23 protein-coding genes are annotated in these 22,583 nt (G+C 43.5%); 20 read left to right on the forward strand and 3 right to left on the reverse strand.

Features of this window, described 5'->3' with window-relative positions; translation table 11 throughout:
• The first annotated feature begins 20 nt into the window (after positions 1–20).
• The 13 genes from cas10 (at position 21) to QUA00_RS09435 (ending at position 11,922) form a co-directional block, all read left to right on the forward strand.
• A complete protein-coding gene (gene cas10 / locus QUA00_RS09375) occupies positions 21–2,393 on the forward strand; it encodes a type III-B CRISPR-associated protein Cas10/Cmr2 (RefSeq protein ID WP_333409441.1) in 2,373 nt (790 codons plus the stop codon).
• Positions 2,390–3,115 (forward strand): RAMP superfamily CRISPR-associated protein, encoded by a 726-nt coding sequence (locus QUA00_RS09380; protein ID WP_333106169.1) that lies wholly within the window; start codon positions 2,390–2,392, stop codon positions 3,113–3,115. Before cas10 ends, QUA00_RS09380 begins: the two co-directional genes overlap by 4 nt.
• Positions 3,102–4,370 carry a type III-D CRISPR-associated RAMP protein Csx10 gene (gene csx10 / locus QUA00_RS09385; protein ID WP_333409442.1) on the forward strand — a complete coding sequence of 423 codons (1,269 nt, stop codon included), beginning with the start codon at positions 3,102–3,104 and terminating at the stop codon, positions 4,368–4,370. The genes QUA00_RS09380 and csx10 overlap by 14 nt, the downstream gene beginning before the upstream one ends.
• 2 nt (positions 4,371–4,372) lie before the next feature.
• Entirely contained in the window at positions 4,373–4,888 is a 516-nt protein-coding gene (locus tag QUA00_RS09390; protein ID WP_333309485.1) for a hypothetical protein, read from the forward strand.
• Between the two features lie 43 nt (positions 4,889–4,931).
• Positions 4,932–6,098: a putative CRISPR-associated protein gene (locus tag QUA00_RS09395; RefSeq protein ID WP_333409443.1), complete on the forward strand. Its 1,167-nt coding sequence runs from the start codon at positions 4,932–4,934 to the stop codon at positions 6,096–6,098.
• A 16-nt stretch (positions 6,099–6,114) separates the two neighbouring features.
• Positions 6,115–6,969: a type III CRISPR-associated RAMP protein Csx7 gene (gene csx7, locus QUA00_RS09400; RefSeq protein WP_333309478.1), complete on the forward strand. Its 855-nt coding sequence runs from the start codon at positions 6,115–6,117 to the stop codon at positions 6,967–6,969.
• Positions 6,970–6,997: 28 nt separating this feature from the next.
• On the forward strand, positions 6,998–7,618 hold the full coding sequence (locus tag QUA00_RS09405; RefSeq protein WP_333409444.1) for a hypothetical protein: 621 nt from the start codon (positions 6,998–7,000) through the stop codon (positions 7,616–7,618).
• A gap of 29 nt (positions 7,619–7,647) precedes the next feature.
• On the forward strand, positions 7,648–8,607 hold the full coding sequence (locus QUA00_RS09410) for an RAMP superfamily CRISPR-associated protein (RefSeq protein WP_333409445.1): 960 nt from the start codon (positions 7,648–7,650) through the stop codon (positions 8,605–8,607).
• Positions 8,604–9,077, forward strand: a complete 474-nt coding sequence (locus QUA00_RS09415) for a hypothetical protein (protein WP_333409446.1) — start codon at positions 8,604–8,606, stop codon at positions 9,075–9,077. Before QUA00_RS09410 ends, QUA00_RS09415 begins: the two co-directional genes overlap by 4 nt.
• A 1-nt stretch (position 9,078) precedes the next feature.
• Positions 9,079–10,170: an RAMP superfamily CRISPR-associated protein gene (locus QUA00_RS09420; protein WP_333409447.1), complete on the forward strand. Its 1,092-nt coding sequence runs from the start codon at positions 9,079–9,081 to the stop codon at positions 10,168–10,170.
• A 2-nt stretch (positions 10,171–10,172) separates the two neighbouring features.
• A complete protein-coding gene (locus tag QUA00_RS09425; protein ID WP_333409448.1) occupies positions 10,173–10,814 on the forward strand; it encodes a hypothetical protein in 642 nt (213 codons plus the stop codon).
• A 369-nt stretch (positions 10,815–11,183) separates the two neighbouring features.
• The gene (locus QUA00_RS09430; RefSeq protein WP_333106180.1) at positions 11,184–11,534 is read left to right on the forward strand and encodes a type II toxin-antitoxin system RelE/ParE family toxin; all 351 of its coding nucleotides are present in this window, start codon (positions 11,184–11,186) and stop codon (positions 11,532–11,534) included.
• A gap of 118 nt (positions 11,535–11,652) precedes the next feature.
• Complete coding sequence (locus QUA00_RS09435) at positions 11,653–11,922, forward strand: transcriptional regulator (protein WP_333106181.1); 270 nt, start codon at positions 11,653–11,655, stop codon at positions 11,920–11,922.
• 391 nt (positions 11,923–12,313) lie between these two features.
• Here QUA00_RS09435 and QUA00_RS09440 read toward each other — a convergent pair whose 3' ends face one another.
• The gene (locus QUA00_RS09440) at positions 12,314–12,508 is read right to left on the reverse strand and encodes a hypothetical protein (RefSeq protein ID WP_333409449.1); all 195 of its coding nucleotides are present in this window, start codon (positions 12,506–12,508) and stop codon (positions 12,314–12,316) included.
• Between the two features lie 45 nt (positions 12,509–12,553).
• Between QUA00_RS09440 and QUA00_RS09445 the strand changes: the two genes are divergently transcribed.
• From QUA00_RS09445 to QUA00_RS09465, 5 genes are all read left to right on the forward strand, one after another.
• Positions 12,554–12,871, forward strand: a complete 318-nt coding sequence (locus QUA00_RS09445) for a hypothetical protein (RefSeq protein WP_333341232.1) — start codon at positions 12,554–12,556, stop codon at positions 12,869–12,871.
• A 75-nt stretch (positions 12,872–12,946) separates the two neighbouring features.
• On the forward strand, positions 12,947–13,345 hold the full coding sequence (locus QUA00_RS09450) for a helix-turn-helix transcriptional regulator (protein ID WP_333106184.1): 399 nt from the start codon (positions 12,947–12,949) through the stop codon (positions 13,343–13,345).
• Between the two features lie 82 nt (positions 13,346–13,427).
• Positions 13,428–13,925: a helix-turn-helix transcriptional regulator gene (locus QUA00_RS09455; RefSeq protein WP_333106185.1), complete on the forward strand. Its 498-nt coding sequence runs from the start codon at positions 13,428–13,430 to the stop codon at positions 13,923–13,925.
• 157 nt (positions 13,926–14,082) lie between these two features.
• Entirely contained in the window at positions 14,083–14,394 is a 312-nt protein-coding gene (locus QUA00_RS09460; protein WP_333409450.1) for a helix-turn-helix domain-containing protein, read from the forward strand.
• Positions 14,395–14,672: 278 nt separating this feature from the next.
• Positions 14,673–15,872 (forward strand): glycosyltransferase, encoded by a 1,200-nt coding sequence (locus tag QUA00_RS09465; protein WP_333143742.1) that lies wholly within the window; start codon positions 14,673–14,675, stop codon positions 15,870–15,872.
• Positions 15,873–16,474: 602 nt separating this feature from the next.
• Here the strand turns inward: QUA00_RS09465 and QUA00_RS09470 are convergent.
• Positions 16,475–17,383, reverse strand: coding sequence for a MoxR family ATPase (locus tag QUA00_RS09470; RefSeq protein WP_333143741.1), 909 nt, complete (start codon positions 17,381–17,383; stop codon positions 16,475–16,477).
• A gap of 371 nt (positions 17,384–17,754) precedes the next feature.
• Positions 17,755–18,957, reverse strand: coding sequence for a bifunctional riboflavin kinase/FAD synthetase (locus QUA00_RS09475; protein WP_333143740.1), 1,203 nt, complete (start codon positions 18,955–18,957; stop codon positions 17,755–17,757).
• A 629-nt stretch (positions 18,958–19,586) separates the two neighbouring features.
• Between QUA00_RS09475 and QUA00_RS09480 the strand changes: the two genes are divergently transcribed.
• Positions 19,587–19,931 (forward strand): ATP-binding protein, encoded by a 345-nt coding sequence (locus tag QUA00_RS09480; RefSeq protein ID WP_333144068.1) that lies wholly within the window; start codon positions 19,587–19,589, stop codon positions 19,929–19,931.
• Between the two features lie 64 nt (positions 19,932–19,995).
• Complete coding sequence (locus QUA00_RS09485; protein WP_333409451.1) at positions 19,996–22,539, forward strand: CBS domain-containing protein; 2,544 nt, start codon at positions 19,996–19,998, stop codon at positions 22,537–22,539.
• The last annotated feature ends 44 nt before the right edge of the window (positions 22,540–22,583 follow it).

A 22,583-nucleotide genomic window follows, 5' to 3' on the forward strand; every position in this document is an offset into this window, starting at 1 on the left:
TGATTGGGAGTGGTTTGCATATGAAAAGTTGTTGGAGTGCGATCGCGACTGGTATTGCTTGGTGTCTGGCTTGGGGTGAGGGGCGCGAACCTCCATTTGAGATCGGCGTGTTGCAGGAAATGCGACGGGCTTTGAATTCTGGGGAGGAAGTGCCGGAAAATGTGAGAGAGATTGTCGATCGGGTTCGGGAACTTCTCGCTATTCCAGAAAAAATTTCCAGAGAAGAGTTTCCCGAAACAATTACTGATTTGCAAAATAAATACCCGAACTTGTGGAATCAGCCGGGAAAAATTGGCTTAGTTTACGGTGGTGTAACTAAGGTTAAGCAGTATGTATTTGAAGACGCAAAACTGCCAGATATTCGCGGTGCATCCGCACTGCTAGACCGCATCAACTTAGTTGATTTACCTGCTTTTTTTGACAAACGTCCTGAATCTCAACGTTACAATATTTACTTGCCAGAAATAAAAAGCTGGCTAAATAAGAGCTTTCCGCGTGAACCTAAGCTTTCAGAAGCTTTGATTCCTGAAATGATTGTTTATTCTACTGGTGGGAATATCTTAGCTTTCTGTCCAGCAGCTTTTGTGGATGAGTTAGCTGATGCCATTGAAAAACGCTATTCCTATGTAACCCTAACTGCTAATTCATGCGCGGTTGGAGATACGTTTAAGCTTTTAGAAATTCGATTTGGTTTGCTGCGAGACCCGATAGAACAAACCTTTTGGCTCGATCGATACCGCCAAGAATATCAAAATCCGCTGGTTGAGGCTTATTTTGGCAAGCTAGATAAACAGCCAAACGAACCCTGTATTGCTGACCCATCTTGTGTGGAAGAGGCCTTTGCAAATCGCAAGAGTTTTAATGAATTAACTACTAAATTGGCTGTGCTTTTTAATCAGCGGCGCAGTGGGAATGACTTTGAAAATCGCCCCAGCCGTCGCTACCCGCCGATGTTGGAAACGCACCCTTATTTGCAAAGGGATGAGGCCGATCGCCGATCGGCTACTACCCGCGCTACAGACAATCCCGACAATCCCAATCAAAAAGGTCTTCCGGGCAATCCTTGGTTTTCTGAGGTTTCTGCGCGCAAACGCAAAGCGGGCGATCGGGCTAAGCACGGGAAAATCAAAGAAACTCATTGGTACAGAAACAAAGAATGGGCTGCTGATGTCATTGAAGGTTGGGTTGACAAGTTTGAGGATTTCTTAGAAAACCATCGCGAAAAACTTCAGAAATACTGGGGGGACAACAACCTTGAAGACGTTGAAATAGCTCAATCTTTAACTCAGCTTGGCAGTGTGAGTAATGGCTTTGTAGCCTACATCTATGCCGACGGCAATAACATGGGAGGCTACATTCAAAAAATTACCACTCCCCAAGAATATCAAGATTTTAGCGAAGATGTTGACAATGCCACTAGATATGCTGTTTTTCAAGCCTTAGCTGAGCATCTTCAACCTCGCGAACTTAAAGGAAATAACAAGTCAGAATCGACTCTTCCAGATGGCGCTTGGATTCATCCCTTTGAGATTATTACTATTGGTGGCGATGATATTATCTTGATTGTGCCAGCAGATCGGGCATTGGCGATCGCCAAAACCATCGGAGAACAGTTTGAACAAATTTTGCTCAGACAAGTTCAGATACCCAATGTGGAAATCAAAGGTGACTATCAAACTCAGCCATCAGAAAAACCTATCGATCTCAGTAAGTGTCACCGCTACTTAAGTCAAAATGCAGGAACTACTAATTGTCAATTAAGTACATCTATCGGCGTGTTGATTGCCGACTATAAAACTCCTATTTACTACGCAAAAAAACTTTACGAACAATTGCTCAAGTCAGCCAAAAAACGTGCTAAAGATTTAAAACAGCACGGATACTGTGGAGGTACAGTGGATTTTTTTGTGATGAAATCTGTAACTGCGCTTTCATCTAGCATCGAGGACTTCCGCAAGAAAGCATTAACCAAAGACAGTCCTCAAGAACTTAAGTTGTACGCCGCACCGTACACTTTGCATGAAATTGGTGGATTGATTGAGTCTGTCAAAGCCTTGAAAAAAGCTGAATTTCCCAAATCGCAACTCTACCAAATTCGCAGTTTCCTAGAACAAGGGAAAAACACAACAATTCTCAACTACCGCTATTTCCGAACCAGACTCAAAGATGGTAATTCAGAAATACTTAAAAAAGAGTTTGAAGAAGCTTGGTGCAAACCAAAAGATCCCGAAAATAATGGTAATCTAGCTCCCTGGATGTCTGTGATAGAGGAAAACAAACGAACCGTATATGAAACCATCTGGCGAGAAATTGTAGATATTTACGATTTCATTGAATTAGAAGATTCCCAATTTAGTTCAGAAATATCGGTAGATGCGGAGGTTGAATCATGATTGTTCTCACGAATTTATCAAGGTCAATTGAGCCTTACACACTTACAGCAGTAATTGATACAGCTTTGTGTGTAGGCGCGGGCGGTTCTTCCGGTTCCCTTGCAGATAAACCAATTGTCCGCAATTCAGAAGGAAATCTGTTAATTCCCGGTTCTCAAATCAAAGGTCGCCTCCGCCACGAATGCGAGAAAATTGCTAGAGGCTTGGGTTGGGAGATTTCCGAGTCTCCTAGTCCTGGAAACATGGTAATTCGCCGAGAAAATGCACCGGATAAATTTAAGCGCAGCGAATACGAAGTTTTAGGATATAATGAGACTTATCACTGTTTGATTAGTCAAATTTTCGGCGATCCTGTTTTGCCATCGCGGGTAATTTTTGAAGATTTAATTTGTACGGAAAATCCGGAAAATTTAGCTGATTTTATACGTCCGGGAGTCACAATGAATCGCCGCCGTCGCACCGCGGAAGAAAACAAACTTTACTTTTTAGAGACTTCTCCACCTCATGCTTCACTGAGGTTTGAGGGTCAAATTCATCTGTTACCAAATTGTCCCGATTATGCCAAACCTTTGATATTGGCGGGTTTCAAGCACATTCACGCATTAGGTGGAAGTAAATCGGCTGGTTTGGGATGGCTGAGTTGGGAAACTTTACCGAATTTTGAAGTTACTGATGCAGATTGGGATTGTCTAGCGAAGGGAGGGGAAAATGCAGCGAATTGAACTGGAAATTAAGGTTTTGTCTCCTTTGGCGATCGCCCGTCAGAAACCGGGTGGTTCGATTAGCGAGGCTGTGGACTATATTCCAGGTACGGTGATTCGGGGTGCTGTGGCTGCTCAGATTTTGGATCTATCAAATGGGCTATCGACTGATTTGACCAAAAATGGCGGCGATTTTCAAGCTTTATTCTTGAGTGAAAATCCCGCAATTTTTCAAAATGCTTATCCAGCACTGATATTTGATGGCGATCTAGTCTCTAAAGATACATTTGAAGAATATGGAGTTTTACCTGCAACAGCACTTAGTTCTAAAAATAAGCCGGGTTTCAAAGAGGAAGAGGACGATCCAGAAAGAAATGGCGTTTTTGACACTTTAATCGATCGCTTTTGTGCTGAATCTTATGGATATCCCTACGATCCAAATTGCCCAAAAGATGGAGGGAGAGTTGATTCTGCTGGCATTACTTTTTATGGTAAATTCGACGATATGTATCACAGTCTTAAGGTCAACAAACGCCTACTAACGCGAGTGGGGATTAATCGTCGCAGGGCTACATCTGAGGAAGAAATACTTTACAGTCTGGAGGTTTTGAATGAATCTCAGGAAACCAAACAAGATCCTGTTTACTATCTAGGTGCGATTTTAGTGGAACAGGATTTAGCAGAATCTCTGCGGAATTTTATCGATCGACGCCATCAAAGCTTTCGGTTAGGCGGTTCGACTTCCCGAGGATTGGGGAAAGTTGAAATTGAGACAAAAGAGCCTATTGATGCTAAGATAGATGTGAGCGATCGCATCACTAAATTCAATCAAAAGCTAAAAGATCGTTGGTACAAATGGGAAGTTTTTGGCAATCCTATTCAAGAGTCACCAGCAAACCGCACTTACTTCACCCTGGACTTGCAATCCGATGCTATACTGACTGAAAATTGGCTGCGTACCACTGTAATATCCAAAAAGATGTTGCACCAGTTTGCAGGGGTTGAAGCTCAAGATAAATCTTTGCATTTGGAGGCGGCTTATAGCAGTTATGATTTTATGTCTGGTTGGAATGCGGGCTGGGGGTTGATGAAAGATGTAGAGTTGATTACCACGAAAGGAGCGGTTTATTTGTTCAGTACAACTCAACCAGAGCTTTGGATTAAGAGATTGGGAGAGTTGGAAATGAGGGGATTGGGCGATCGCACTTGCGAAGGTTTCGGACAAATTAAAATTTGCAACCAGTTTCATAATATATTTAGAGAGGAGGCAGTGTAGATATGTTAGAAATTTTAGATATATCCTTACAAGAACAATTAGAACTCAGAATTGAGCGAGAAATCAGTAACCAGATGGACGCAATAATTGAAAAAGTAAACAGGATAGCTAAAAAATTCTCCATTGCCACAAAAGATAAAAAATCTCCCTTCAAAAATGTTCTGGCTGTTGCTACTGATTCCAGTTCTTCCCTTGAAGTTATCAAAAACTACATTCGCTATCAGATAGGTCGCAAAGATTCTAGTCCTATCTGGAAAATCCTCAACGAGGAAGATATGTTTGCGATAGCATTAGTTAAAGAACTTGACAAATTAAATGAGGACGTTACAAAGATATTACAAAAAATGAGAAAGAATCTACCTAAAAGTAATCCTCTGGAATCTTACCTGACCGATACTCAGAATCGGGAGAGAATAGAAAGAAATATTCATCTCAAAATTGCACAGCTCTATCTAGGCTATCTAGCACGAGAGCATACAGCAATGGTAGGAGAGAAAAATTTAGGTCAAGAAAGTTAAACAGACATCAAGATCGAGCGCTCAAAAATTAGGAGAAAAATTTATGTCTACTAAAGATAAAGAGATACGTCGCTTAGTCATTTCAACTGTTGGTACAAGTTTACTTACTAATCAAATTAATAGTAATAAAAAGTCTCAATCAGATTGGTATTTTTGCTTGCAGGATAATGCTAATCTAACTGAAAAAAACCTTGAAAAGGGTTCGGATATTGATAAGATAATTAAAAGCTTAAAGCAGAGTGCTGAAACCAAACTCAATGAAGTTAATACAATCGGAATTAAAGAAGCGAGTGCTGAACTGAATGGTATTTATGGATTGTATAATGATCAACTAGAAAACGGTAAGCTAGACCATCATGTTCTAATTACTACAGATACAGCACAGGGACAAGTTACAGCAAATATTGTTGAAAAATTTTTACGGGATCGAAAAATTAGTGTTGAAGTGTATACACCTGAAAAACTTTCAACAGCAGATAATAAAGTTTTCAATCAGGGAATTGACAATTTACTAGATTGGCTTGATAGACGAGTAAAGGAAGACAAGGAAAAAAACTATGAAATCTATTTCAATTTGGTAGGTGGATTTAAAGCATTGCAAGGATGTATGAATACAATGGGGATGTTTTATGCCGATAAAATTATCTATGTTTTTGAAGGAGCGAGCTCAAATTTAATTACTATACCTCGCTTACCCATAACCGTAGATTATTCCCGGCTGACAGATCATGTACCTACTCTAGCATTACTCGATGCTGGTGCTGGGCTACTTCCATCAAAAACAAAAAACATTCCAGAAGCTATGATTGCAGAAATTGATGGCAAAATGACCATTTCTAATTGGGGACAGCTTATTTGGAATCAGTGTAAAGATGAGTTTTTGTCACAGAAGTTACAAGAGTTTCCCAGGCTATCTTACGACGAAAATAGGTTTCCCAGAGACTATAACAACATTAGTACGGCACAAGAAAAGGTTAAACTCCAAGAAACATTGGCTAAAGTTTCGGGCTTACTCGAAGAATCTAACGGTGATACTAGAGATTTAGTGAAATCAGTTAGTTATTCTCCCTACAAAGGAGCAAAAGAAAAAGAAGTTTATCATTTTTATGTTGGAATACATTGGCGAGTTAGTTGTAAAGTCTCAAATGGAAATCTAACTCTGCGATATTATGGAACTCATGATTATGTAGAAGGAAAAGAAACAAATTAAATTAGGCAAAGAAGAAATGTTTGACACATTCAAAAACCGACTGGAAATCACAGGAACGCTCATAACTGTAACCGCATTACGCATTAGTAAAGGTCGATCGACCGAACCCACTGGCTCCGATCTACCTGTAATCAAAGATGCTTTGGGTAGACCTTTGATTCCCGGTTCAAGCTTTAAAGGTGCACTACGATCGCGCTTAGAGAGCTTCCTCCGAGGTATCGACCCAAATCTAGCCGAAGATCCGGCTAACTACACAAGTTCAATTAGAAACAATCAAGTCAAAGATTTGAAAAATGAACACAAGAATAATGACTTTGAGCTAACACAAGAGCTCATCAAAATAACAGACGATATTGGCAGTTTATTTGGCACTCCTTGGATGGCCAGCAAATTTCAAGTTCGCGACTTAACTGTACAACCCGATGCGTGGTTCGGGCAATATCAAGAACGAGATGGCGTAGCCATTGACAGAGACACAGAAACCGCCGCCGATGGCAAACTTTACGACTACCAAGTTGTCCCCGCCGCAACTCCCTTTGATTTTAAAGCAGTAGTTGAAAATGCTCATGATTGGGAATTGGGTTTATTAATGATTGGTTTGCATCAATTTGAGACCGAACAAATACCTCTCGGAGGAGGGCGATCGCGCGGCTTAGGAGTGGTTAAACTAGAAATTGATAAGATGCGCTGGATTGATGTCGAAGACCATCCCGAATTTTTGTTAGAATACTTAAAAAAGTTAGTGATGGGAGATGAAACGGCTTATGAAGATGCAGCCGATTATAAAGATGACTGGGTACAAAAGCTGATCGATAAACTCCTGAAAAATAAAACTTCTCAATCATCTCCAACTCAAATAGTTCAAGGCTAAAACTAAACATCCCACACAGGAGGTCAATATGAGTTTCAGCAATTATAAAGATATCGGTGAAGTTCTCCAAGAGTTTCAGATTACTTACACTGAAGCTAATTTTATGGGAGAAACTGCATTTAGTATCCCTGACTATTTTCGGGAAGACTTAGCATTTATGATGCGGGAAGCAGTTGTGGACAATTCAGAGTTTGCTGTGTGCGAAAATTTGATCTATCCAGTTCTCAAAGAAGTTTGGAAATCTTATTATACTAAGTTTGTTTTATGGAGCCATAAGTCTCTTACTTACGACCAGAATCTGTGTGGTTTTCCTGAATATATTTTGACTAAACGCTCCCCTTTAGGAAAATTTGTGTTTGGCAAGCCTTATTTTCTATTAGTTGAGGCCAAGCAAGACAAGTTCGATGAAGGTTGGGCGCAGTGCCTAGCTGAAATGTTTGCAGCACAGCGACTTAACAATGAACTTCACGTAATAATTTTTGGTATTGTTTCCAACGGCAAGGATTGGGAGTTTGGTAAATTGGAAGAAACAGTTTTTACAAAAAATGTTAACCGCTATTTAATAGAACAGCTAGATCCACTCTTTGCTGCCGTTAACTATGTTTTCCAACAGTGTGAAGTTCAGCTAAATCAGTTAGTAACGGCTTAATCTTAAACTATCCCTAGACCTACTAAACTATGCACAAACGACTTGTCAACCACTGTACAATTGACTTAACTCTCATTCCCGACGGCCCAATTCTCATCAAATCTGGTAAAGAAGGAGCCGATCCAACGAAACCAGATATGGAATTTGTCGAGACTTACCACGCAGGAGGGAAGTCAATTTATCTACCGGGAAGCAGTTTGAAAGGTGCTATTCGCGCTCATGCTGAGAGAATTGTCAGAACCCTAGGAAGAGATAGTAATCCTAACGATCCGAAAGTTCTCTGGGCTAACGATCCATTGAATGACAAGCATGATTACTTGAAAAATAAATCATCCAGCGATATTTACAAGTTCTCTTCTTTTACCGATCGCATTTTCGGCAACACTTCAATTGCTAGCAGACTTAGAATCCAAGATGCTCACCCAATTGATAAGAAACAGCTCAAAATTCAAGAACGCAATGGAGTCGCGATCGATCGCGTTTTCGGTTCCGTAGCCGTTGGCCCCTTTAACTACCAAGTCTGCACCGCCGGAGAATTTCGCACTAAAATACATCTCAAAAACTTTTCCTTAGCACAATTAGGCTTGATTGGCTTAGTTTTGCGAGACTTAAATGATGGCTGGTTTGGAATCGGTTTTGCCAAATCTCGCGGTTTGGGGACGGTGACAGTCAAATATAACGAAGCCGTAGTTCAATATCCCGGTTGTAAATTAGATGAAGATAATCGCCAAATTCAACAAATAGTCAAACCCGGTCGATGGGGACAGGCTTTCTTGCTGGGTGCAGGAGAATTTTTAGACACTGAAGAAGCCGCAAATTATGGCTTTTCTCAACCCGATCGCGAACAAACCCCTATTGCTGCTGAACCGATGGATTTAGGTTTTGGAGTGCAGCTAAAATGGCAAGGGGACGGTGAGACTGGTGTACCGAATTTATTTAAATGTGCAGTTTGTGCTTGGAGTAAGCTTTTAACAGGTGCCGCAGCATGAAGAAAGGTTTTGTATACGTTCGATCGGGTTTGTCACAAGATGAAGTTAAAGAGTTGTTAGACAAATTAGCAACTGAGAAAAGTTATTATTTTGTGCGATCGCCCCACGCAGTCAGCGGCATTTGTATGAACTTACCCCAAGAATTTCCCGGTTTTGAAGGGCAAATGTTTAATGCCGATCGCGAATTGCGCTGGAAAAAGCAGGGAAGTGCATATCAAGCGTTACTGCTGAGTCGAGTTGAAGCCGATTTAGAAGGATTTGAGCCGATCGATAAAGATTGCGAGTGGCAAATTTGCGAGCGCACGGCTTACTTTCACCCCCTTGACGAACCAAAATTCCCTAAAACTTTTGTCTATAAAGGAGAAAATGATGAAAAAATTCTCTCTAACAATATTAGCATAGGTCAGCGATACTTTCAAGAAAAAAGAACTGCTACCGTTCATTTTGTCGCCCTCACAGTCAGGAGTTAACATGACTACAAATCTCCCACCCAAGCCCCGACGTTCTACACCGCCGCCAAGTAGTCCGGTTTCTAATAATAATTCCGCTGAAACTGGAGAACCTAAACCTTATGAATTAATTAGTTTCCCCAAGGAACGACCGCCAAAAAATCCTCCGACCGGACATCACCAATATTTGGGCGATCGCCTGCACGGAACTTTGTTTCTAACTCTGAAAGTTCAGACTACTTTGCACGTCTCTACAGGCGTAGTTGTCATGGGTAGCGACATAGGCAGCCGCGTGCCTTTAATCAAAACAATGGTTCAAAATGTTGACCAAAAATTATCAATTCAAGGTAGTTCACTCAAAGGCTGCATCCGGTCAGCATACGAAGCCATTACTATAAGTTGCATCTGTAAAACAAAAGCAGATAGAAACACAATTCCCGATGGATATTCCGAATGTAAACTAGACCGAAAAAAAAACCTAGTTAAAATTTGTCCTGCCTGTCAAGTATTCGGTGCCTTAGATTGGCAAGGGCTAATTGAATTCAGCGATGCTAAATGCGAAAATACAGGCTTTGCTACGGGATTTATGCCATCTTTATATCGTCCCCGTCCCGATCAAAGACGAGCATATTTTGACGCAAGAGGCAACGTAGCAGGGCGCAAGTTTTACTATCACACAATTCGGGCGATCGACAAAGGTCAAAATCAAGGAATTACCGTTCAGCAAGCGGCTAAAGAGTATACTTTCCAAACACAGATACAATTCAAAAACTTAACAGCAGCAGAGTTAGGAACGCTTTTGATTGTGTTGGGGCAAGATCCAAAGTATCCGATCGCCCTCAAGGTAGGCGGCGGGAAGCCGATCGGCATGGGAACAATGACTGTGGAGGTAACAGCAGCAAGGGTGTTGCAGAATAAGGGAGATTTGCGCGATCGCTATTCCTCCTACAATCCTCCAGAATCTGACAGCATGACAGGCACAAAATTGCAACAATTTATGCAAAAAAATATTCAAGCTGCTCATTCTAGTTTAGTGCAAGCAACTCAATTGCAACAACTAGCTGAAGTGTTGAAATATCCGACCGATCGCGAACCTCCAACAGGAATGTATTAAAGATGTCGAATACTGAATTAGTGACTGAATCTTTGACCGAAAACCAGTGGAAAATTGCCCACGCGATCGCTCAAACTTTAGTTAAAGAACAAACCGATGTAAATGAATTTGGAAAGGCGATCGCCTATCTCCGCAATGCAGTTAATCAAAATCAAGCTGATGCCAATTCCCGGTTTTTCAAGTATCTTAAAACCCTAGTCGGTAATGGCAGACAAATCGGACACAGTGGCAAAACCACAGATTATTACCGCAGCATCGACAAAGCTTGTAGCGATTGTCTCAAAGGATTTCAAGGGGATGCTAGCACTTTGCTGCAAATTTTAGGTTGGGCATCTCGTTTGATGCGTTACTACAAAGAAGCAGGGCCGATTGGAGAAGTTGTCGCCCCAGTTGTAGAGTCAGCGAGACAAGTTGAAATTGCTAAGGCGATCGGCAGTCATGAGTTTGCAGTGGGTCAAATTGTCGAAGCCAAAGTTACTGCTGTAAAAGGAAACAAGGTGACATATGAAATTCTGGGAACTATCAGGCTAACTGAAAAAGAACCAAAAAAAGCACAATCCCTCTCTGAAGGACAAACGGTTAAGGTGGAAATTTTAGACCTTAAGGAGGATGGCAGTCTTAGAAAAGTCAAATGCTGTGAATAAAAATATTGAGCCTTCCTGAAGGCTGGATGATTTTGGCGTAAGGGTCGTGTTTCGTGCCTACTTTGTCAGAGTTTCGGAAAACAACGAGGGGGTTGTCTCTGCGGATTTCATCCTCTCGCTTTAGCAATGCCAAATATCGAGCGATACCGAGCGTGTTCAGACTGTAATATATAGTGTAATATGAATGGTAGGCTCAGAGTTTAAACTCTAAACCTTGTAAATTTTGATACTTAACATAGGAAACAAATGTATGTATAGGTTGAAACGCCTTAACTTACCTGAATCAACTCTTCAAGCTCCAGCTAGAGCGACTGAATCAACTTTTCAAGCGCCAGATAGAACGTATTTAACAAGAAAAAGGAAAATAACATGGTGGAGATTGAGTTCACTGACGAATTCGAGCGGTGGTGGGAAACACTTGATGCAGAAACGCAAGATTCTATTGCTGTCAAAGTTCGGCTCCTAGAAGAAAAAGGAACGACTCTTGGCTTTCCTCACAGTTCAGGTATCGAGGGCTCTCGTCACGGACGTATGCGAGAACTTCGGGTACAACATAAAACGAAGCCATACCGGATTTTGTATGCCTTCGATCCCCGGAAGGTTGCGGTACTCCTTTTAGGAGGCGACAAAACTGGTAACGATCGCTGGTATAAGAAAAATGTACCGACAGCAGATCGGCTCTATGACCAACTGTTAGAAGAGCTTAGGGAAGAAGGGTAGATATCAGAATAAAGCATTTCTGTAAATTGCACACTCCTCACCACCATAAGGAGCTGAAAGTGGACACAAGTTGATATGAGATATGAGAACAAAGTCTTTTAGTGTATTACGAGAGCGGATGAAGCCAGAGCGAAGGGCAAAAATTGAAAAGCGAGTTCAACTCGCCTTACTTCATCTTACCTTTTTGGAACAGCTAAAGTCGTTGGGTTATGCAGATGAGGAACTGGAAAAAGAACTCAGCAATTTTGATTCCACTTTTTCTGATTTGGATAGCCCAGAGGATATTCAAGTATCTGCCCTCTATGGCTACATCCAAGCTCTTGGTGGGAGTCTAAAATTAGTCGCTAATTTCCCTGACAAGGAAATCGTTCTTGCTCAGTTCGAGTAAGTAATACTCAATAGTATCGACAACAAAAAAGAGTTCGGGAGATTATAATCATCCGGCTCTTTTTTGCAGAGAAGGGCTTGACTTTTATCAAAATGACAGCTATTCTTTAGAAGACTGGAGAGTGAAAATTTTCCAAAGACTTCAACAAGTCTTTCAACTTACCCCGCAAGGGGATGGAAACACGCCTCTAGTATGGTGATTGAACAGTTGATTCAGTTTTCACCTCTTCCCCGCAAGGGGACTTTAATCCATCGACCTAATTGCTTCCCACACTTTTTTAAACGCGCGATCGCCCTTTCCCAATCCTCCATTCGGTCAAGGGCGATCGCGTCAGCTTAGGAAGAATGTGCGATTTGGGGAACTCAGCACCAAAGGATCTCGCAGGATCTCCCTAATTTGCTGTCGATCGGTCTCTACCGTCCGTCGCTGGTTTACCAGAGGAAGCAACCACCGCCATCCCCAACCGCAAGACTTGCGTCACTTGGCTTTGATGAATTTTCTCTGAGAGCATGATGAAGCTATTCCCCCGGAACTTCGGCAACAACTTTGCTTGCCCAATTCGTAATCTTGCATTTTCACGACACATTTGTTTAGCCTTGACTAAACAAAGCGTTTAGCTTAGACTAAACCAATGTCCTATAAAACTTACAACACCATCCATCCCAACGATCCACCAGGAATACGGCCCCAAATTCTGACAGACTTGCTGGAGTTGGCGAAACTCAGCAAGCATAGCTGCTTGAAAAAAGCCATCGAAATGATTTCGGATTTACAAGCCAACGGTATGAATTGCAGATACAAAAAGCATTTAGGAGGGCCGATTTACGAACTCAAATCTCGGGCAGAAGAAGGTGGCGCACGAGTTATTTTTTCCAAATTTCTCACACAGAATTTGCTCTCTGTCGCGCTGAGTGCAAAACAGAAGATGCTGCTAGTGCTGCATTCCTAAATTGGACAGCCGAAGTTATCCAAGCAGCGCGGAATGGCATACAAGTGTTAGTATAAACTAACCGAGGTAAAAAATATGACAAAAATTGATGGCAAAGCAAGCGATTTATTGGCGGCACTCCTAGCCGAACCAGAAGCAATGGTAGATGTCAATCCTCCTGAAACTCTCAAACCTACTACGGCAGAGGAATTACAACAAAAATTAGAATATTTTCTCATTTTAGATAGTTTGGGAGAATTGCTGCAAAAAATTCGCAACTCTCGCGGATTGACAGTTAGAGAAATGGCTCGCGAAGTGCAAAAAAGCCCTGGAAGGATATCTCAAATTGAGGGAACGCGCGATCGCATAGAGTTGAAAACTCTGGCGGAATATGCCAATGAGTTAGGCTATGATGTCCAAATTGCTCTCATTCCGCGAAACGATCGCCAACCAGCTCTTTTTGCTCCGATTCCTCTGTCGCAAGCGAGCGCCTAAATAAAAAAGCGATCGCGCGCTGCTATTTTGCCCTTCACCCGATTTGTGGCATTCTATATCTGAAAACCTCACAAAACACCGCATGAAGGAGGGCAGCAAGTACCAGTCGCTCTTAGATTATCTGCGCGAAAATCGCCATCTCGACGAAGTAACCCTCAACTTCGCCGAAATAGAGGCATTACTAAACAACGCCCTCCCCCCTTCCGCACGCACTCAACAAGCTTGGTGGAGCAACCGCAAAAAGGGCGCTCTGCAAGCTACCGCTTGGATGGAGGCAGGATATCGGGTGGAAACAGTCGATTTCGACGCACAACGGGTAACATTTCGCAAGTTAATCCAGAAAATTCAGGTTCAGCAGGCGGGCGATCGGGTGCAGTGGAATGGCGAACTCATCAACGCATTGCGTCTCCATATGGGGTTGACACAAGCAGAATTTGCAGAACGGTTGGGGGTTGACCAGAGGACTGTAAGTAAATGGGAGAACGGACAGTCACCAGCTCGTTCCACGCTAAAACATCTGAATTTAGTCGCCGAAGTAGCTGGTTTCAGCTTTAGGGCAGAATCTAAAAACACAGATTAAGTTGTTGACATTTTACAATTTTAAGTTGTATATTGTTAGAGTAAGGCTTAGCTAGGCGATTGTCAAGTGCGATCGCGCCAAAAAACAAAGCCCCCAAAAACAAAAGCCAGCGCCGCAAATTGGGCACTGGCCGATTCAAAATTAAAAAATCACCTCTATGATACACCATTCTTTGACGCCTCGCCCGATTACCGATCGGGAAAAACGAATCATTCAGCTTTACGCTGACTGTCAACTGGCGATGACTCCGCAGCAATTCTACGCAAAATGGGATGTCCCGCAAGAAGCTCTAGCTCTCATTTGCTGTCGATCGCTTTCTACTGTGCGTCGCTGGTTTACCAGGGGACGCAAGCACCGCCATCCCCAACTGCACGACTTGCGTCACCTCGCCTTGATGAATTTTCTGTTAGAGCATTTTGAAGCGATTCCCCCAGAACTTCGGCAACAACTTTGCTTAGCCAATTCGTAATCTTGCATTTTTTTCTAGCCACCTGACAAAGTAGGTGGCTAGAATTTAGCCCCCTATAATTAAGCTGAGACAATCCCTGACAAAAAACAGATTTTTTTACTTGGGAAGTCGCTATGCCTTTCAGTGTTTATAAAACCATTGATGCCCTTATCTTAAATCGCGAACCAATCCATCAAAACATAACAGAATAAATAACCCCACCCCAAATCCTGTCTAGACTTCGATCGATTAAAGGCTAAACTAATATAGAGTTTTACCATAAAAGTTTCTCCCCGTTCATGAACATCGCTTATTTAGTCAACCTATATCCCAAAGTCAGCCACAGCTTTATCCGCAGAGAAGTTATAGCCGTTGAAAATTGCGGCCTGAAAGTCGCACGCTTTTCGATCCGATCGTCCAAGTCAGAACTCGTTGATGAGGCCGACAAACTAGAGCAAGAATTGACTCAAGTAATCTTAGGAGTTGGTGTACAGGGGTTAGCGTGGGGTTTGCTCCGCCTTGCCGCAACTAGACCCATTCGATTCATCGAAGCTTTGCGCCTAACATTTCAAGTTGGCTGGCACTCGGAACGGGGGATTTTGCTGCATCTAGCTTATTTAGCAGAAGCTTGCATTCTTTTAAATTGGTTTGCAGAATCGGGTACAGCACACGTTCACGCTCACTTCGGGACAAATTCGACAACAGTTGCAATGCTGTGCCGCGTGCTTGGCGGCCCGACTTACAGTTTCACCGTTCACGGCCCTGAAGAATTTGATAAAGCCACACTTCTTTCCTTAGACGAAAAAATTAAGCGATCGACCTTTGTAGCAGCAGTTAGTTCCTTCGGTAAAAGTCAGCTTTTTCGGTGGTGCGATCGCACTTTTTGGTCAAAAATTCACGTCATACACTGCGGCGTAGATGCTGCATTTTTAGCTGCACCCTACGTCCCCATACCCGCAGCACCCCGCTTAGCTTGCATAGGGAGGCTCAGCGAACAAAAAGGTCATTTATTATTGCTAGAAGCTGCTAACTTGCTAGCAGTTCAAGGCTTAGAGTTTAAGTTGGTACTCGTAGGAGACGGGCCGCTGCGATCGGATATTGAACAGCAGATTCAGCAACTCGGCCTGCAAAATCATATAGAAATTACCGGCTGGGCCAGTGGCGATCGAGTTCAGCAAGAGATTTTAGCTTCACGGGCAATGGTATTGCCTAGTTTTGCTGAAGGTTTGCCCGTCGTAATTATGGAAGCCCTCGCTCTCAATCGGCCCGTAATTAGCACTTATGTTGCTGGCATCCCGGAGCTCGTAGAACCCGGTGTTTGCGGTTGGTTAGTTCCTCCCGGTTCCGCCGAAGCATTAGCCGTAGCAATGCGCGCGGCACTGGAAGCACCTCTAGAAAAGCTAGAACAAATGGGGAAAACAGGAGCCGAGAGAGTTGCTCAACAACACAATGTTGATTTAGAGGCAAAAAAATTAGTGGCGCTGTTTGAGAGTGCTTGAGAATTGTGCAAAACCTATTGATTAACTGACATCAAATCTGTTATACCAATTTTTTATGAGGCCCCGTAGAATCTGATCCCCCCTAACCCCCCTTAATAAGGGGAGTAGGGGGTGGGACAAGATTCTTCTCAAAGTCAACCCCTACTCCCCTTCTTAAGGGGGATTTAGGGGGATCGAGATATGTGCAACTTCACCTTAAATTGGTATTAGCATCGGAATTATTCATATATCTCTTCTCGACCTCTGCGTGAATCAACGTCAATCCATTGTCATCTGCGGTTAATAAATGCTCTTTTTTTAACTGCAGATACAGGCAGATTAACACAGATTAACGCAGATGAATTCTATCAATTCCGGTTGCAGCGTCCGTGATTGTTGACGGTTGACTGGATTTGACGCCCGACGATGCTACCGGGTTTGATATGAGATATTGCACCATGATTAATAAGTCTTTCAAGGGCGGGTTCTCCTGCCCACTCCACAGGAAAATTAATTGTTTGTGGAACAGGCCGGAAAGCCTGTTCCTTTAATTAAGTTGTAATTGTTTGTGGAACAGGCATCTTGCCTGTTCCTTTAATTAAAGCAACCTACTTACAAACTTTTTAAGGAATAGGAACAGACCGCAACAACTTGTCAACAATCGCCTTAGCCCTCTTTCCCCCTGCCGGAATTAATCGGTGAGAAAGTACGTGCGGTGCCAAATATTTCACATCATCAGGAGTCCCATAATCCCGGCCCTCCATAAACGCCAAAGCCTGCAAGGCCCGGTGCAAAGCCACCGCACCCCGGGGACTCACCCCCAGAGTAATCTCCTCATCCTCCCGCGTCGATCGCACCAAATCTACAATATACTGTTTCAAAGAGCCTTCCACCTTCACACCAGCGCACAAACGGCGCAATTCCTGCACTTCTTCCAAAGAAATACAAGGCTGCAAATCTTCAACAGCAAAACTATCAGAAAGCCGTTCCAACATTTGCAACTCTTCCAACGCAGCGGGATAGCCCAAAGTCAAAGACAAAGTAAACCGATCCATCTGGGCTTCCGGCAGCGGAAAAGTGCCTTGATATTCGATCGGGTTCTGAGTCGCAATCACAAAAAACGGCGTCGGAACATTTCGAGAAACTCCATCTACTGTCACCTGCTTTTCTTCCATCACTTCCAGCAAAGCTGACTGAGTTCGCGGCGTCGCCCGATTGATTTCATCGGCAAGCAAAACATTAGCAAAAACTGGCCCGGGCAAAAACTCAAACTCTCCGCTGCGCGGATTCCAAATATTAGTACCGGTGATGTCCGTCGGTAACAAATCGGGAGTGCACTGAATCCGCTGAAACTTGCCATCGATCGATCGCGCCAAAGACTTCGCCAGCAGCGTTTTTCCCACACCCGGCACGTCTTCCAGCAGCGCGTGACCGCCCGAAAGCACGGCTACCAGCACCAAGCGAATAGCATCCGCTTTGCCAACAATAGTTTTGCCTAGATTTTGTTTTAGCCGCTCAATATTTTGTCTCATATCCCTGATTTCTAATTGTTAATTGCTAATTGCTAATTGTCGAAAAGATATCAAGATTGCCAAAATCTTGAGTCTTTGCCTTGCGGACTTCGGATTTGTACAAGTAGAATTTAGTCTGACTCATCTTGCACCATTTTTAAAACCGATCGCCTGTTGTAGATCACATAATTATTAGACTTTAGCAGCTATAGCGGTTCTCAAGCGTGGTGAGGTATGGAGACGAGTCCTATGCCCTATGCCCTATGCCCTATACCCTATGCCCTATACCCTATGCCCTATGCCCTATGCCCTATGCCCTATGCCCTATGCCCTATGCCCTATGCCCTATGCCCTATGTCCTATGCCCTATGCCCTATGCCCTATGCCCTAGGCTATAATACGCTTCTAGCAATATCGCAATCTGCCTGAATTTGAGTTTTGAGAGCTTCCAGAGAAGCGAATTTTTGTTCGGGTCGCAAAAACTCTACCAAACTCGCGCTCAAGGTTTGACCGTACAAATCCCCAGACCAATCTAACAGGTGAACTTCCACAGTGGGTTGCAGGCCGTCTACCGTGGGGCGGCAGCCAACATTCATCACCCCATTGACAAAAAATAAATTTGATGCTATGCCGGGGATTATAGATTTGGGATTTTCCCGCTGATAGGAAGAACTTTCCTCTTTCATCTTTTCCCCTCCATGCTTCACCGAGACTCGCACCGCGTACACGCCAAAACGTGGCAAAAATTTTTCCGGCGGCAGTTCGATATTAGCAGTAGGAAATCCGATCGTCCTACCCAGCCGCTGTCCCCCAACCACAGTTCCGACTAAACTGTAAGGTCGCCCCAACAACTGATTCGCTCTTGTGAGGTCGCCGGATGCCAGACCTTCGCGGATTGCAGAACTGCTGATCCGATCGCCCTCACCGCAATTATGCAGCGGTACAAGAGCAACATCAATACCGTAACCAGAGGCGATCGACTGCAAATCCACAGCCGTTCCAGCGCGTCCCCGTCCAAACCGAAAATCAACCCCCACACTAATTCGACTCGCTTTTAGTTGTCGCACCAAAATTTCCTCGACAAACTCAGAAGCAGTCAAAGCCGCAAGTTCTCGATCGAACGGCAGCAGCACAAGTTGCTCGACGCCCATTGCTGCGAGCAATTCTACCTTTTCTGCCAGAGGTGTCAGCAGTTTTTTCGGTTGACCCGTAAAAAATTCTTGCGGGTGCGGATCGAATGTCACCACAGTGCCGTAAAGCCGATCGACCCCATCAGAATCGATCCCAGAGAGGCTGTTGCCCTCTGCCCTAGGGCCTATCAAACCATCGAAATTATGGCGGCTGTCGGCTCTATCGGGCGGTGCTGCTGAGTCATTTTCGCAGGTCGCCGGATGTTCGCTTTCCAAATTTTCATCTCTGCCAGCGTTGGAGAGCAAGTTTTGCCCCGACGCAATAACCGTCGCAGAATTTTGCCCAGGCGATCGATTTAAAATTGGCTGCACGACTTGTCGATGCCCTAGGTGCAAACCATCAAAGTTTCCCAAGGCAACAGAAGTTGGAGTCAGAGCAGCGGTACAAGAAGAAGTTACCCACACGCTTAAAATTTTGACATACTTAGCCAGATTGCGATCGCCAGTCGATTTTAGATTTTAGATTTTAGATTTTACTCCACAGATAAATCTGGAAGGTTGAACTTTGGTCTAAACTTTTTGGTTTTCCACGACAGGAGTACGTGGCACGGTATCCGTCTTTGACTGAGGTCAATCGATTTTAGATTTTAGATTTTAGATTTTCGATTGAAGCATTGACCCCACGGATAAATTCGGGGGGCAAGTTTCATGGGATACAGGTTTTTTATTTCACCGGTCCTGAGTCTGCTTTCGGAATGAATCCGGGGGCTTGTATCCTGGATGCTTTCGGTCAGGCAGATAGTCTCTGCCATTTATTCACAGCTTGCCAAAAAGAGCATCTGCTACACATAGAGCCGCAAAAGTTATTTTTGATGAAAAATAAATATTTTCGCTCTAACTGTAGGGAAGAAAAGTAATTGCCAATATTACTGACAGCCTTAAAACTATATTAAGTTTTGATTAAAAAAACTAAAACACAGAGTAGAAATTGTCAGAAATTATCAAGCTCCACTGCCTAAATTGTTGTCTGAGGCAGACGAACTCAAACAAGTTTCGATAAATCTGATGCACAATGCTTTACAAGCGATAGAGAATTGCCGAGTTTTAAAAGTAGAGGTGAGAGCAGAAAATCAGAGCCTGCTCGTCAGTGGCAACTGAATTACCCGGAAATTTGGCCCCGAATATTCGATCCGTTCTTTACCAGAAAACCCGCCGACGAAGGCAGCGGATTGGGACGGGAGATTGTTAAAAAAAGTGTGGAAAAACATTCGGGTAAAATAGAAGTAACATCAGTTATCGGTCAAAGGACGTGTATTGTGTCAATTTCGATCGCCATCAAGGGCGATCGCACTAAAAATCATACCAATGCGCGACTAAATAAAAATGCAACTCTAGACCGATGTCAAATCTCGATTGCGGTTAGCGTGTCGCGACTGTAAAATCGGAAATCTAAAATGGTATTAAGTCCCGGTTCCGCCTGCATCTATCCCCCTTGATTGGCCCATGTCAACAACAGTTTCTGATACCCAAAGCTTGCTAGAACAGGCGATCGACCCCAAACTACCTGTGCTGCCTCCAGACACACCCTTGAAAGTCGCAATTGCTGCCATGACTGAGGCGAGTGCCAGTTGCATTTTAATCGCGTTTGAGCAGCAATTGCTCGGAATTTTTACAGAAGGCGATGTTGTGAAAATAACTGCTAGCGGTATTTCGCTAGCAGGGGTGGCAATTTCTGAGGTGATGACTGAAAACCCGATCGCCCTGAACCTCGATCAAGCGGGGAATATCTTGAAGGTATTGAGCATATTGCGATCGAAAAGAATCCGTCATTTACCCCTCCTAGACGAAGGTGGCAACTTGCTAGGCGCTATCACCTGCGAAAGCATCCGTCAAATCCTCAAACCGGCAGATGTGCTGAAAATGTGGCGCGTCCAAGAAATTATGACTACACAATTAATAGTTACCTCAAGCAGCGCCTCAGTTTTAGAAGTCGCAAAACAGATGAGAACCCACCGGAAAAGCTGCATAGTCATTTGCACGGACAGCGACAACCAAAATCAGAAACCTGTGGGCATAATTACAGAACGCGACATTGTTAAATTCCAAGCTTCTGGACTAGATTTCGCAGATACTCCCGTCACCGCCGCGATGAGTTTTCCGCTGATACCGTTGCAGGTAAAAGCCACCTTGTGGCAGGCTCACCAGTTAATGCAGCAGCACGGCATCCGGCGCTTGGTGGTGGTGGACGAGGAAGGATATTTAGCCGGAATTGTGACTGAAAGTAGCCTGCAGCAGGTCTTAGATCCGGTAGAAATGCACGCAAATGTCGAGCTTTTGCAGGAAACACTTGCCGACAAAATTCAGGAGTTGAACAAAATGAACGAACAATTGCAAAAAGAAGCGTTGCGGAGAAGAGAAGTAGAGGAAAAGTTTCGGGTTTTAAATGATAATTTGGAAGAACAAATTAAACAGCGGACTTTAGAATTAATTAATGCCAACAGTCAGTTAAAAAAGGAAATACAAGACCGCACAACCGCTGAATCTGAAGTTCGCCGCCTCAACACCGAACTCGAACAGCGAGTTCTAGACCGCACGGTTCAACTAGCAGCCAGTAACGAAGAATTGCAGCAACAAATTAGCGATCGCAAATTGCTCGAAGAAAAATTGCACTTTTCTGAAAAGAAAGTCCGCGCCGTTTTTGAAGCGATGACCGACATCGTTCTCGTGCTAGACAGTCAGCGGAACATAGAAGTTTTGCCAACGAATGTGGCAGCGGCTTCTGAGCCTGATTGTGATATAGTCAGCTTGACCATAGAACATTTTTTTGACGACGACAACCCGGATGATTGGTGGGTGTTAGTTCAGCAAGTGTTAGAAACACAACAAACACTCAATTTTGACTACAGCTTAACAGTTTGTGGTCGCGAAATTTGGTTTTCCGCCTGCATTTCCCTGTTCTCAAAAGATGGAGTCATTTGGGTTGCCCGCAACATCAACTCCCGCAAAATAGCCGAGTCAGCGCTGTGCAAAAAAAATGCAGAATTATCTCATACCTTAGAAGAACTGAAGCGGACTCAAAAAGAACTCATTCAATCAGAAAAAATGGCAGCCCTCGGACAGTTAATTGCCGGAGTTGCTCATGAAATCAATTCTCCTTTAGGGGCGATTCGCTCTTCTGTGCAGAACATCGCCGACTTCTGGACCGAACAATTGCAGCAGTTGCCGATATTTTTTCAACAACTATCCCCGGAGCGGCGGCAGGATTTCTTTGCTTTGCTACACCAGTCCAGCCAAGAAACAGATACCTTATCTAGTAAAGAAAAACGTCAGTTAAAAAAACTTTTGCAAGGGCAATTAGAATCAGAAAACATTGACGACGCTGCCAGTCTTGCCTGTACTTTATTAGATATCGGCATCGGCAATAATGTAGAACCTTTTTTACCTTTGTTGAAAGACAGCCAAAGCCGAAATATTGTAGAAACCGCATACCAATTTGCTACAGTACAAAAAAGCACTAGAAATATTGCTACTGCCACAGATAGGGCAGCCAAAATCGTTTTTGCTTTGAAAAGCTACTCTCGTTACGACCAGTGGGGTTCCAAAGTAATCGCTAATATTACCGACGGTATTGATACTGTTCTAACGCTTTACAACTACCAAATCAAACACGGTGTGGAAGTCGTCAGAAACTATGGTACTAATTTGCCCCCGGTGCTATGCTATCCTGATGAACTCAATCAAGTTTGGACAAATTTGGTTCACAATGCTTTACAAGCGATGGGCAACAAAGGAGTGTTACAAATTGATGTCAAATGCCAAGCGAACGCAATATCAGTCAGTATTACCGACAGTGGCCCCGGCATTCCTCCAGAGATTATGCCGAGAATTTTTGATCCCTTTTTCACAACTAAACCTCCAGGGGAAGGCAGCGGTTTGGGATTAGATATAGTTCAAAAAATTCTGGACAAACACCAAGGTGAGATGCAAGTAGAAAGCGTGCCTGGTCAAACAAAATTTACTATCTCCTTGCCCATCGAAATTCCTTGATAGCCATAAAAAAAATAGGTAAATGCACCCATTCTTAAAATTTA

Origin of the sequence: Microcoleus sp. T2B6 (assembly GCF_036700475.1) — a bacterium.
Taxonomy (GTDB): Bacteria; Cyanobacteriota; Cyanobacteriia; order Cyanobacteriales; family Microcoleaceae; genus Microcoleus.